General features: G+C 63.7%; 15 protein-coding genes, 2 tRNA genes and 2 pseudogenes. 4 read left to right on the top strand and 15 right to left on the bottom strand.

All coding sequences use genetic code 11. The annotated features are described in order from the left end of the window. The 13 genes and pseudogenes from PGX04_RS14455 to moaA all read right to left on the bottom strand — a co-directional run. Positions 1-151, bottom strand: a pseudogene (locus PGX04_RS14455) (phosphopyruvate hydratase); the annotation flags it as partial. Continuing rightward, positions 148-333, bottom strand: coding sequence for a DNA-directed RNA polymerase subunit K (locus tag PGX04_RS14450; RefSeq protein ID WP_006184680.1), 186 nt, complete (start codon positions 331-333; stop codon positions 148-150). The pseudogene PGX04_RS14455 and the gene PGX04_RS14450, both read right to left, overlap by 4 nt. 2 nt (positions 334-335) lie before the next feature. After that, positions 336-530, bottom strand: a complete 195-nt coding sequence (locus tag PGX04_RS14445; protein WP_098726865.1) for a DNA-directed RNA polymerase subunit N — start codon at positions 528-530, stop codon at positions 336-338. A 12-nt stretch (positions 531-542) separates the two neighbouring features. Then, positions 543-941, bottom strand: a complete 399-nt coding sequence (locus tag PGX04_RS14440) for a 30S ribosomal protein S9 (RefSeq protein WP_098726866.1) — start codon at positions 939-941, stop codon at positions 543-545. Continuing rightward, on the bottom strand, positions 935-1,384 hold the full coding sequence (locus PGX04_RS14435) for a 50S ribosomal protein L13 (protein WP_273739158.1): 450 nt from the start codon (positions 1,382-1,384) through the stop codon (positions 935-937). The genes PGX04_RS14440 and PGX04_RS14435 overlap by 7 nt, the downstream gene beginning before the upstream one ends. Continuing rightward, positions 1,381-1,734 (bottom strand): 50S ribosomal protein L18e, encoded by a 354-nt coding sequence (locus tag PGX04_RS14430; RefSeq protein WP_273739157.1) that lies wholly within the window; start codon positions 1,732-1,734, stop codon positions 1,381-1,383. Before PGX04_RS14430 ends, PGX04_RS14435 begins: the two co-directional genes overlap by 4 nt. An 87-nt stretch (positions 1,735-1,821) precedes the next feature. Next, positions 1,822-1,906: transfer RNA gene (locus PGX04_RS14425), tRNA-Leu, on the bottom strand. A gap of 129 nt (positions 1,907-2,035) precedes the next feature. Further along, positions 2,036-2,785, bottom strand: coding sequence for a DNA-directed RNA polymerase subunit D (locus PGX04_RS14420; RefSeq protein WP_273739156.1), 750 nt, complete (start codon positions 2,783-2,785; stop codon positions 2,036-2,038). A gap of 3 nt (positions 2,786-2,788) precedes the next feature. Then, positions 2,789-3,178 carry a 30S ribosomal protein S11 gene (locus PGX04_RS14415; RefSeq protein WP_066295959.1) on the bottom strand — a complete coding sequence of 130 codons (390 nt, stop codon included), beginning with the start codon at positions 3,176-3,178 and terminating at the stop codon, positions 2,789-2,791. A gap of 1 nt (position 3,179) precedes the next feature. After that, positions 3,180-3,701 carry a 30S ribosomal protein S4 gene (locus PGX04_RS14410; RefSeq protein WP_273739155.1) on the bottom strand — a complete coding sequence of 174 codons (522 nt, stop codon included), beginning with the start codon at positions 3,699-3,701 and terminating at the stop codon, positions 3,180-3,182. Then, positions 3,701-4,234, bottom strand: coding sequence for a 30S ribosomal protein S13 (locus PGX04_RS14405; RefSeq protein ID WP_273739154.1), 534 nt, complete (start codon positions 4,232-4,234; stop codon positions 3,701-3,703). Before PGX04_RS14405 ends, PGX04_RS14410 begins: the two co-directional genes overlap by 1 nt. Positions 4,235-4,306: 72 nt before the next feature. Then, positions 4,307-4,389: transfer RNA gene (locus PGX04_RS14400), tRNA-Ser, on the bottom strand. 210 nt (positions 4,390-4,599) lie between these two features. Continuing rightward, positions 4,600-5,589, bottom strand: coding sequence for a GTP 3',8-cyclase MoaA (moaA, locus tag PGX04_RS14395; protein WP_273739153.1), 990 nt, complete (start codon positions 5,587-5,589; stop codon positions 4,600-4,602). A 225-nt stretch (positions 5,590-5,814) separates the two neighbouring features. Between moaA and PGX04_RS14390 the strand changes: the two genes are divergently transcribed. After that, entirely contained in the window at positions 5,815-6,027 is a 213-nt protein-coding gene (locus tag PGX04_RS14390; RefSeq protein ID WP_273739152.1) for a hypothetical protein, read from the top strand. Between the two features lie 61 nt (positions 6,028-6,088). On the opposite strand, the gene PGX04_RS14385 is transcribed toward PGX04_RS14390, so the two are convergent. After that, the gene (locus PGX04_RS14385) at positions 6,089-7,555 is read right to left on the bottom strand and encodes an RtcB family protein (protein WP_273739151.1); all 1,467 of its coding nucleotides are present in this window, start codon (positions 7,553-7,555) and stop codon (positions 6,089-6,091) included. 198 nt (positions 7,556-7,753) lie between these two features. Beyond that, entirely contained in the window at positions 7,754-8,188 is a 435-nt protein-coding gene (locus PGX04_RS14380) for an archease (protein ID WP_273739150.1), read from the bottom strand. A gap of 182 nt (positions 8,189-8,370) precedes the next feature. Between PGX04_RS14380 and PGX04_RS14375 the strand changes: the two genes are divergently transcribed. From PGX04_RS14375 to PGX04_RS14365, 3 genes and pseudogenes are all read left to right on the top strand, one after another. Then, positions 8,371-8,847: a GNAT family N-acetyltransferase gene (locus PGX04_RS14375; protein ID WP_273739149.1), complete on the top strand. Its 477-nt coding sequence runs from the start codon at positions 8,371-8,373 to the stop codon at positions 8,845-8,847. 123 nt (positions 8,848-8,970) lie between these two features. After that, positions 8,971-10,146, top strand: a complete 1,176-nt coding sequence (priS, locus tag PGX04_RS14370) for a DNA primase small subunit PriS (RefSeq protein WP_273739148.1) — start codon at positions 8,971-8,973, stop codon at positions 10,144-10,146. Beyond that, positions 10,143-10,566, top strand: a pseudogene (locus tag PGX04_RS14365) (hypothetical protein); the annotation flags it as partial. The gene priS and the pseudogene PGX04_RS14365, both read left to right, overlap by 4 nt.

Below are 10,566 nucleotides of genomic sequence, written 5' to 3'. Positions count from 1 at the left end.
GTTCGACGGCCTCGTACTCGCCCGTGCTGGCCCCGCTGGGTGCCGCGGCGCGGCCGAAGCCGCCGCTCTCGGTCACGACATCGGCCTCGACCGTCGGATTCCCTCGCGAGTCGAGGATCCGACGCAGCCGGATGTCGGTGATGAGCGTCATTTCCGGTCGTACCCCCGCTTGACGGTAAAGGGCAACACGCCGGCGTCGTACTCCTCGGCGGCGATGAGGATCGGTTGGGTCTGCTCCGTCTCGATCAACACCGGCGCGCCGTAGGAGACCTGCAGCGCTCGAGCGCCGAGGATGCGTGCCTTCTCGTAGCGGTTGTGCTGTTGTTGTTGCATTGTTACTGGTACGGGGAGACGACGTCGACGAGGTCCTTGTGACTGACGAGCATGCGCCGACAGCAGTAGCGCTCGACGCCGAGTTCGTCCAGAACCTCCTCTGGATCCTCGTCGCCCTCGTTCGCTCGCTCGTCGAACGCTTCCCAGTGTTCGGCGACGACGTTGCCACAGGTGAAACACCGGACCGGTACCATCATGATTGAATCACCTTAGCGGTAGGACTTCTGGTAGCGCGCCCGAGCGCCCGGGCCGCCCCACTTCTTCGGTTCGGACTGGCGAACGTCGTTGACCAGCAGCGACCGGTCGAACTCCATGAACGCGTCGCGGAGTTCGGCGTCGTTCGAGTGCTGGACGATCCCGCGTGCGACGGCGGTGCGGACGGCGTCTGCCTGTCCGCTGATACCGCCACCCTCGACGCGGACGTCGATATCCATCTCGCCGCGCAGATCGTCGCCGACGATGCGGAACGGCTCGAGCATCTTGAGCCGAGACGTCTCCGGTTCGACCAGTTCGACCGGTTGCGAATTGATTCGAACGCGACCCTCGCCCTCGCGCACCGTGGCGCGGGCGACGGCCGTCTTTTTCTTGCCACTCGTGTTGGTTACCATGTGACGTTAGCACCTAACTGTTCGGACACTTCGTGTAGGTGGACGAAGCGGATGTTCGACAGCCGATCCAGCGACGTCCCCTTGAGCACTTCCGTGTCGTGATCGTCGTCGTTCTCGTAGGGGTTGCCGACGTAGACGCGGACGCTGTCGAGTGCCTCGCGGCCACGGGTTTTCTTGTACGGCAACATCCCGCGAACGGACCGCTTGAAGATCGTGTCCGGTCGCTTGGGGTAGTAGGGTCCGCGGTCCGAACCCAGCTGTAGCCGCGTGCGGTACGTCTCGAAGATATCTTCCTTGTCGCCGGTGATGACCGCGTCCTCGGCGTTGACGATCGCGACGCGGTCGCCGTCCAGCGCGCGCTGGGCGACCTCGCTCGCGACGCGTCCGAGGATACAGTCACCGGCATCGACGACGAGATCTGCGTCGAACTCTGCGAGACTCATCGAATCACCCGGACATCCGATCCGTCGGGGTTCTCTTCGAGCACTTGCTCGAGCGGTACTGGCTCGCCGACCTGGTCGATCTTCGTCTCTGCGGACGAAGAGAACTTGACGGCGGCGACGGTGACGTTCTTCTGTAGTGCGCCGGATCCCAGCACTTTGCCGGGAACGACGACAGTCTCTTCTTCGCGTGCGTACCGCTCGATGCGGCCCAGATTCACCTCAGCGTGGGTGCGTCGGGGCTTCTCGAGTCGATCCGCAACGTCTCGCCAGACGTCGGCGTCCGTTTCGCGGGACGTCGACTTCAGCTCGGCGATGAGATCGTTGAGCCTCGGATTAGTCTTGCTACTCATTGGTTTCCTCCAAATACTGCAACTGCCGGCACGTCGGCGACGCGGGATACTGCGCCGTCGACGGTGGAATCGAGTTTAGAGAAGTGATGCAGGGAGCAGGATTTGAACCTGCGGACTCCTACGAGACAGCGCCCTGAACGCTGCGCCGTTGGCCTGACTTGGCTATCCCTGCTCGCACTTCCGTCTACCCGTCGCCCCTTCAAACCCCTTTCGATTCCAGCAGGAACGCGATCGCCGGTCTCGTCGCTCACGGCGTCGGCGAACGACGTTCCTTGATCGGGTCGGGGGCGTCGGTTCATATCTATAGCTGTACTGCGTCTTCGAGTTCAGTCGCGCGTTCGGCGAGCGTCTCCGCTGCTCGCGTCACGAGCTCCTCGATTGGGAACGAGCCGTCGGTCTCCACGTGGAAGACGAAGGCGTTCGGCACGTCCTCGACCCGGACCTCCTTGCCCGGGTAGCGATTCGAGAGGTCGTGATCGAACTCACTCGTCGACACGAGTTCGCCGTCGTCCTCGATGACGCCGCGGATGATCCGGCTCTCCTCGTCCTCGAACTCGGGAAGATCACCGTCGACCGCCACGCGCTGGAGGTGTCGGTACCCGACCGCGACTCCGCCCTGATGCTTGGCGTGGTTTCTTCCGCGATCGATCACGGTATCGGCCTCGGCTTCGAGGCGCTGGTCGTCCTTGAGGTCGATGATCGGAATGTTATCGTCCGCGGGGCGGACGAGGTTGTCGCTCGAGACGAGGTCGCCGGAGTAGGCGGTCGCCGGCCCTTCGACGTCGATCGAGAGCGTAACGGTGTCGTCCTCGGTGAACTCGCCGACCGGCGGGGTCGTCAGCGGGACGAGCCCGAGTCGGAGCGCGAGTTGCTCGTCGAACATGACCGACGAGTTCTCGACGAACCGGACGGTGTCGATCGCCATCGTGGGAACGTCGGCGACCATCGCGCGGCGGATGCCGTTAGCGAACGCGGGCGTCACGCCGCGAACGAGGAACCGTGCCTCGCGATCCTCGCGTTCGACGAACTCGACGTCGTACTCCTCTGTCATGGTCTAGTAGCCGCCCTTGCCTTTCGGTGCGCGCGATCCGTCGTGGGGGATCGGCGTGACGTCCTCGATGCGCCCGATCTCGATGCCCGAGCGGGCGAGCGCGCGGATCGTCGCTTGCGCGCCGGGACCGGGGGATTTCTGGAGGTTGCCGCCGGGGCCGCGCACGCGAACGTGGAGGCCCGTGATACCGGCCGCTTTGACCTCTTCGGCGACGGACTCGGCCATCTGCATGGCCGCGTACGGCGACGCCTCGTCGCGGTTCTGCTTGACCGCCGTCCCGCCGGAGGACTTGGCGATCGTCTCCGCGCCCGTGAGGTCGGTCACGGTCATGACGGTGTTGTTGAACGATGCGTGTACGTGGGCGATTCCCCATTTATCGTCGTCCTGACTCATATTATTGACCCTCCGCGCGTTCGGGGTGGAGTTCGTCCGCGAGCGGACTGTTCTCGTCGAAGGCCACCAGATCCTCCTCGTCGGTGTCGACGACGTAGGACGGAACGAGGTGGCGCTGCCCGTCGACCACGACGTGGCCGTGAACGATGAACTGGCGGGCCTGCTGGGGCGTGTTCGCCAGTCCCGTCCGGTAGACGACCGTCTGGAGTCGGCGCTCGAGGATGTCCTCGATCTCGAGCGACAGGATGTCGCCGAGTTCGTCCGTCTCGTTGAGGATGCCGACGCGTTTGAGTCGGTTGAGGAATTCCTCGGAGCGTCGGATGACGGTTTCGTCGTCCTGGGCCTGACCGAGCAGTTCTCGAGCCTCGCGCCGGTAGGAGCGAAGCTCGGACTGCGCTCGCCAGAGCTCTTCTTTGTTCGAGAGCCCGTAGCGGTCGACGAGGGAGTGTTCGGAGGCAATGCGCTCACCCTGGTACGGGTGGTTCGGCGTCTCGTATTGCTTGGTGTCAGTGCCGAGTGGCATTATTCACCCTCGTCCTCTTCTTCTTCGGCGGCTGCGGCCTCTTCGGCCTGCTCTTCGCGGATCTCTTCGACGTTGACTCCGATGGTGCCCTCCGTTCGGCCGGTGGACTTGGTTCGCTGACCGCGAACCTTCTGGCCTCGCTTGTGGCGAGAGCCCTTGTAGGAGTCGATCATCTTCATCCGGTTGATGTCGTGCTGTCGGGTCAACTGGAGATCGTTCCCGATCTCGTGGGTCGTTTCGCCGCTGTAGAAGTCGCCCTGACGGTTGTTGAGCCAGTCGGGGACCTGGTCGGCGTAGTTCTCCACGGCCTCGATGACGCCGTCGATGACGTCGTCGTCGAGTCGACCGAACGTCGCGGTTCGGTCGACGCCCGCTTCCTCGGCGATGAGTCGGGCGGTCCGGCGACCGATCCCGTTCATCTCCGAGAGCGAGCGCTCGACGGACTTCGTCCCATCGAGGTCCGTTTGTCCGATGCGGACGAAGTATCGGAGGTCTTCGTCGTCTTCTTGTTCTTGAGGTTCTTCCGCGCTCATGTATCGTGTATCTGTCTCTGGTCTGCCTGCGGTGCAAATCGACTGGCGGGAAAACGCCAGCGAAGTGTCCGACGTTGTGGCGGGGATTTGAACCCCGGAGGCTTGACGCCACATGGTTAGCAACCATGCGCCTTGGGCCGCTTGGCTACCACAACACCGTTCCGTCTATCATCGCCCTCTCGGACTCGGGGATCACTCCCCTACACGTATTGCACCCGGACCTACCCCCGTCGACTACTTAAGGGCAACGAAAGGTGGTCGCTCCTCGTTCGAATCGATTCCACCGGAGATTCCGATCAAACCCCGACTTTTCGGCTCGAGTCGGTGTCGGAACGGGTGTGAGAAAAACGGAGACGCGAGTGGAATCAGGCCCCGGCGTACTCTTCGATGTACTTCTCGTTGACTTCCCACTGCCCCTCCTCGTTCTGGATCATGTATTCGCCGTAGTAGGGCACCCGATTCGCGACGGTATCGCGAAAGGCCTCGCGGATCTCCGATTTGGTCATCTCACCCATCGACTTGAGGTCGTCGTTGCGGTTGAGACAGCCCTTCAGGTAGCCCTCGTGGGTGACCCGAACCCGATGGCAGTTCGCACAGAAGGTCGGGTTCTCGACGGGGTCGACGATCTCGACCATGCCACCGCCGCTCCCTTCGTCGCCGCCGATCCAGTAGCGCTTCCGGTCGTGCATCTCTCGGTGTTCGATCTCGTCGGCCTGCTCGGCCAACCAGTCGTGAACCCGCTGGATGTCGATATTCCACTCCGGCTTCCCCGTCAGCTCCGGCATGTACTCGATCAACTGGAGCTGTAGCCCCTCGTTCTCGGCGACGTGATCGACCATCTCCGGCACGTATCCCGCGGTGTGCTCGAAGACGACCATGTTGAGCTTGACCGGGTCCAGCCCCGCCTCGAGCGCGGCCTCGACGCCTTCGAGGACTTTCTCGTAGGCCCCGCTCTTGGTCACCGCGGCGAAATCCTCGGGATCGAGCGCATCCTGCGAGACGTTGACCCGCTCGAGGCCGGCGTCGACGAGCGCCTCGGCGCGGCCGGGGAGGAACGTGCCGTTCGTGGTCAGCGAGACCTCCATCTGATCGGGCGTTCGCTCGATAATTTCCTCCAGGTCCTGCCGCAGCATCGGTTCGCCGCCGGTGAACTTGACCGCGTCGACGTCGAACTCGGCGGCGACCTCGAGAAAGCGGACGACGTCGTCGGTCGACATCTCGTCGTCCTGCGGATCCATCGGTCCGCGAGTGTCCCCGAGCCCCTCGTTGTGACAGTAGACGCAGTCGAAGTTACACCGATCGGTGAGAGAGACGCGAACCCCGGAGACCTCTCGCCCGAATTCGTCGGTGAGCATGCCACTGGGTTGCAGCCGGATCCGCTTAAACGCGCCGGAGATTTCGGCGGCTCGTAACCGATTTCGGTTTCTATATACTGTCAACAAGGTTGTGAGACGCCGTTCGACTCGAGAGTCGCCCCGACTCGTCGGGACCGCGTAATCAGACGGGCGGTATCCCCCAGAGCAGGGTCACTCCCACCTTCCGACGGAAGACATACCTCTCCGCCGCTCGAACGAGGCGCTATGGACGAGGACATGCTCGCGGACCAGCGCCGACTCGTGGAACTCGTCGAGGAGGAAGGATGGGACGTGACCGATCTCGAGATTTCGGCCTACGACAGCCCGTGGGCCGACGAGGACGACCCCGAAGCGACCGTGACGATCACCGCGCGGAAACCGTACGAGAGCGAGGACGACGATGGCGAGGACGACGAGAGCCCGTATCGGCTGAAGTAGGGACCGGACCTGGTTCCGGCAGCAACTCCATCTTTACCAGAGTCGTGCGAATCGAGATCCGTTATCCCTTGATATTACAGACGGGAAACGTCCGCGCTACCTTGTCGCCGATGCCGAGTTCGTCGGAGACGCGGACGACCTCGTCGACGTCCTTGTAGACGCCCGGCGCTTCCTCGGCGATCGTTGCTCCCGACTGGGCCTTGACGTAGATCGCCTGCTGATCCTCGAGGTCCTGCTGGACGTCGCCGCCCCAGAACTCGTTTTTGGCCTGGGTGCGGCTCATCAGGCGGCCCGCGCCGTGAGCGGTGGAGCCGAAGGTGAGGTTCATCGAGTTCTCGCCGCCCCGGAGGACGTAGCTGCCCGCACCCATGCTCCCGGGGATGATCACTGGTTGGCCGACATCGCGGTACGCCGTCGGAACCTCGGGGTGGCCGGCGGGGAACGCCCGCGTGGCACCCTTGCGGTGGACGTAGAGTTCGCGTTCGTCGCCGTCGTCGTTCACGACGTGGGTCTCTTTTTTCGCGATATTGTGGGCCACGTCGTAGAGCAACTCCATCTCCATCTCCCCCCAGGATCGATCGAAGACGCGCTCGAAGACCTGCCGCGTTCGGTGCATGATCAGCTGCCGGTTGACCCACGCGAAGTTGATCGCCGCGTTCATCGCGCCGTAGTAGTCCTCGGCGAGCTGTGATCCCGCGGGCGCGGCCGCGAGTTCCTTGTCGGGCAACTGGTCCAGCAGCCCCTTGTGTTGCTGCTCGATCTTCCGCAGGTAGTCGTTACAGGTCTGGTGACCCAGTCCGCGAGACCCGCAGTGGATCAATACGACGATCTGGTTCTCCTCGAGCCCGTAGGCCTCGCCCACGGCCGAATCGAAGACGTCGGTCACGCGCTGGACCTCGAGGAAGTGATTCCCCGATCCGAGGGAGCCGATCTGGTTCTTCCCGCGGTCTTTCGCCTTCTGGCTCACCTTTTCGGGGTCCGCGCCTTCGCGCATCCCCTCGTCCTCGCAGTGCAGCAAGTCGTCCTCGACGGCGTGACCGTTCTCGAGCGCCCAGTCGACGCCGCGAGCGAGGATTTCGTCGATCGCGTCGACGCCGGCTTCGACGATCCCGCCGCCGCCGAGACCAGACGGAATATTGGCAAATAGCGAGTCGACGAGCTCCTCCTCCTGGCCCTGCACCTCGTCGTAGGTCAGGTTCGTCCGCATCATTCGGACGCCGCAATTGATGTCGTAGCCGACCGCTCCCGGCGAAATACAGCCGTTTTCGGCGTCCAGTGCACCCACCCCGCCGACGGGGAAGCCGTACCCCTGATGGGCGTCCGGCATACAGATCGCGTAGTTGGTAATTCCGGGCAGGTGAGTCGTATTTTTGATCTGCTCGAGCGATTTGTCCTCTTTGATCTCCTCGAGCAGCGCTTCGCTTGCCAGTACCCGCGCTGGGGCGCGCATATCGCCCTCCTGGGGAATCTCCCAGACGTGTTCGCGCACCCGCTCGAGCGTGATGCCGTCGGCGTCGAAGGTGGTCATACGCGAACGTCGGGCCGCATCGATGAAAGGTGTTCGTCTCTCGGCTCGCGGAGGTGGGCCGGTTGCATCGGATTCGAGCGTCGACTGGCGATTCCCTCAGCGGGAGTATCGTCGCCGACCGGGCGTTTCGTGAGTCTCGACTCGGTCGTCTCCCTCGGTCCTGTATTCCGCCGCGCTGACCGTCTCAGATACTCCCTCTCAGACGTCGAAGACGACGTACGCTACCCACCCGCCGTCGTCGACGCGCTCGAGGCGCATCTCCGAATACGTCACTGCCTTCACTTCGCGGGCGTCGACCGCTGCGAGCGGGATACCGCGCGTGCTGGCCTCGAGGTGCCACGCGACCTGACCGTCGCCGCCGACGGAGCGGTCGATCGACTCGACGCGATGGTCGACGGGGAGTTCCACTCGAGTGTCTCGCAGGTAGATCAGTTCGTCGAGGTAGTCGAACAACAGCGCCTCGCGGTTCTCGGCGGTCACGGTCACCGAAAACCGATCGCCGGCCTCGTCCGGTATCTCGTCGCACGACGCGGCCGCGAGGCCGTCGGCTACCGAGCCGAAAACCGCCTCGAGCGAGTCGCCGGTCGCCGAGACCGCGATATCGGCAGTGTGATCGCGGAGTTCGAACCCCATTTCGAACGTCGATTCTTCGGCCGGACCCCTATGTCCGTCGTTTCGGGTGCGTCGCCCGCCGTTTCGTTCCAGTCGAAGGATAGATTTCGTCGAAACAGTCGGCGAGTATGTTGCTGACGTCTGACGTTCCGGAGCGTTGACTGCCGGTGGAATTATATTGACGACGCTGGTAGGCTGAGGTAGTGAGCGTCAACATCGACAGTCGCGTCGTCGCCCCGGGGGACGACGATTACGTCGACGAAGCCTGGCAGCTAAAGGAGGAGATCAACCGTCAGGAGGATGTGCTCAAACAGCGGTACGACTTCTTTACTGACGCGTATCGCCGGTCAAAGGTACACTGTTACGTCCAAGACGGAAATCTCATCGGATTCGCCGCGGTTCGACGCGACGGCTATATTCTCTTTCTGGCTGTGGACCCCGAGTACCGCAGCCAGGGGATCGGGAAACGGCTCGTCGCCCACGTGGCGGAGGATCACGACACGATCACGTGTCACGCCCGGACGAGCAACGAGAACGCCCTGCAGTTCTACGAGTATCTCGGCTTCGAGATCAAACGGCGGATCGGTGACTATTACGAGGACGGCGGTGACGCCTACTACCTGAAACTCGGCTCGGACGTCGGTATCGCCGATCGGATTTCCGACCTGATTCGGCGGTGACGAGCGGACCGGTTGCGACCGGGACCCGGTTTGTGTACAGTTTTTCACCCGCCGTTCGCCCAGGCTCGATTGCCGCTTCATTCGGCAGGATTATACACCCCCACCGACGACTACTCGAAGCGCATGGAGGAGCGAACGAGGGCCTATCTTCGGGGGCGGTTCCGCGATCACTACCGGCGGACGGAGATCACACCGCCGCCCGCGGCCAACGAACGCGAGTGGGGGTTCATCCCCTGGACAGAGGGCCCTGACACGACGATGGTCCGCCACCGTTCGCTCCTCGAGTTGGGCGATCTCTCGGAGTTTCTCGTCCGAAAGCGCCCGCGACACGTGTATTTCTCCGCGGGGCGATTTCGGGATCCCGGCGCGGGCTCGATGAGCGAGAAGGACTGGCAGTCCGCGGATCTCGTCTTCGACCTCGACGCCGACCACTTGCCGAGCGTGACGCTCGGCGAGGACACGTACGCCGAGATGCTCGCGAAGTGCAAGGACGCCCTGTTTCGACTGCTCGAGTTCCTCGAGGACGATTTCGCATTCGAGGACCTCGAGATCGTCTTTTCGGGCGGCCGGGGCTATCACGTTCACGTCCGCGACGAGAACGTGCTGCACCTGGAGCGGGAACACCGCCGCGAAATCGTCGACTACGTCCGCGGTATCGGCCTCGAGTACGACGAACTGATCGAGACCGAGACCGTCGCGGGACTCGGACGAAAGACGCCGACCGAACGCCGCACGCTCCGGATCGAAGGCGGCTGGGGGGGTCGGACGCACGCCCACTTCATGGACTTCGTCGACGAGTTGCTCGAGTTGGACGACGATGCGGCCCTCGAGCGCTTACAGGAGTTCGACGGCATCGGTGAGGGGAAGGCGGAGGCCACGCTGAACGCGGCCCGCAACAATCGGGAACAGCTCGAGGCCGGTAACGTGACCGTCCACACTGCGGTCGCACAGTTGGCTGAACGGTTCGCGAGTCAGGCCGTCGAGCGGGACAACGCGCCCATCGACGAGCCGGTCACCACCGACACCAACCGCCTCATCCGCCTGCCTGGGAGCCTGCACGGCGGGAGCGGGCTGAAAACGGTCCGCCTCGAGCGCGACGAGATCGCTGACTTCGATCCGCTCGTCGACGCCGTCCCCGAGACGTTCACGGGCCACGAGATCACCGTCGACGTCACCGACGGCGGCGAGATCGAACTCGGTGGGGATAGCTTTACGGTCTCGGAGGGAGACCAGTCACTACCCGAGTACGTTGCCGTGTTCCTGATGGCACGCGGCCGCGCCGAGAAGGAGAAAGAATGAATCTAGACGAGTTGCGTTCGGTCCAGAGCAAGGAGCGCCAGAAGGATAGCCTCCAGAATTTGCGCCCCTCGTTCTACCAGGAGGTCGGCGACTACATCGCCGACCTCGAGGACGAACGCGACCGCGCCGCCGAGCAGGCCGACGACCCCTTTTCCGCTCCCGAGGTCGGCCGGCTGACCGACGAGATCGAGACCGCAAAGGACGTCGTCGAGGCGATCTACGAGCGACGGATGGGAAAACTCGTCAAGCAGGCCAGCCTCGCCGCGGCCGGGATGGCGGCTACCGACGACGGGCTGACGGCGGAAGAGGCCGACCTCTTCGACGATCTCGTCGACCGGATCGGCTCGAACAAGACGCGCGTCCTGGACGTCCTCGAGGGCGCCGAAGGCGGCGCTGCCGGTTCGGGGGCCGACGCGTCCG

The sequence above is a fragment of the Natrinema soli genome (assembly GCF_028618695.1).
The sequence above is the reverse complement of the archived record's forward strand: the minus strand, read 5'-3'. Positions and strand labels throughout refer to the sequence as shown.